The organism is Mesorhizobium sp. M5C.F.Ca.IN.020.32.2.1 (assembly GCF_004023105.1).
Lineage (GTDB): Bacteria > Pseudomonadota > Alphaproteobacteria > Rhizobiales > Rhizobiaceae > Mesorhizobium > Mesorhizobium wenxiniae.
The window spans coordinates 1-1,091 of sequence record NZ_RZSX01001335.1; the positions used below are offsets into that span (position 1 = coordinate 1).

The window sequence follows — 1,091 nt, forward strand, 5'->3', positions numbered from 1 at the left end:
GAAAAAGGGAAATCAGGAGAAATTATCATGACCGAGACCATCACCGTCCCCTTGAACAAGCTGGACGTGGACCCGAAGAACGTCCGCAAAACCTACAGCGCCGAGGGCATCAAGGAACTGGCCGCGACCATCCGAGCCGACGGGTACAGGCTGTTGCAGAACCTCATCGTCAGGAAGGGCGACAAGAAGGGCCGCTATTTCGTGACGGCTGGCGGACGCCGACGCGCCGCGCTCCTTCTTCTTGCCGAGGCGGGCGAGATCGAGAAGGACTTCCCCGTTGAATGTAAGCAACGTGAGGCTGAGGACGCTACGGCGATCAGCTTGACCGAGAATCTGCATGAGGCCATGCACCCGGCTGACCAGTTCGAGGCATTCAACGCCCTTGCCCAAGAGGGCAAAGCAATCGCTGATATCGCCGCCCGTTTTGGCACGACCGAAACGATTGTGCGCAAGCGGCTGGCGCTCGCTCGCGTGTCGCCGGTGCTGTTGCAGACGTTCCGCGACGAGGACATGAGTTTTGCGCAGTTGTCGGCCTTCACCGTCAGCGACGATCACCAGCGGCAGGTTGAGGTATGGAGTGCCCTGCCCTCTTGGAACCGTGATGTTTTTTCCATCCGGCGCGCGCTCACCGAGGAATTGGTTGCCGCGACAGACAAGCGTGTCCAGTTCATCGGCGGGCTGGCCGCCTATGAAGCGGCGGGCGGTGCGGTCAAGCGCGACCTGTTCGATGAACGCAACGCCGGTTATGTCACCGATACTGTGCTGCTGGAAAAGCTGGTGGCCGAAAAGCTTGAGGCGGCTGCCGGGACGGTACGTGCCGAAGGCTGGAAATGGGTGGAGAGCCGCACTTCCATGCCGGAAGGGCTTCACAGCATGGAGCGCCACTATCCAGAAGACGTGAGCCTTTCCGAGGAAGATCAGACAGTGCTTGAGGCCGCACAGGCGGAATATGACGAGCTTGCCGAATTGATCGAGAGCGGTGCCGCCGACGACCAGGCCGAGGCAAAGCTTGAGGAAGTCGAAAAGCGGATTGACGCCCTGACCGCCCGCACGGAAGCCTATAGCCCCGAGGCACTGGCGAACGGCGGCGC

General features: G+C 61.0%; 1 protein-coding gene. It reads left to right on the forward strand.

Features of this window, described 5'->3' with window-relative positions:
* Positions 1–27: 27 nt before the first annotated feature.
* Positions 28–1,091, forward strand: a 1,064-nt coding sequence (locus tag EOA86_RS35770) for a ParB/RepB/Spo0J family partition protein (RefSeq protein WP_164892373.1), incomplete at its 3' end; no start/stop codon positions are given.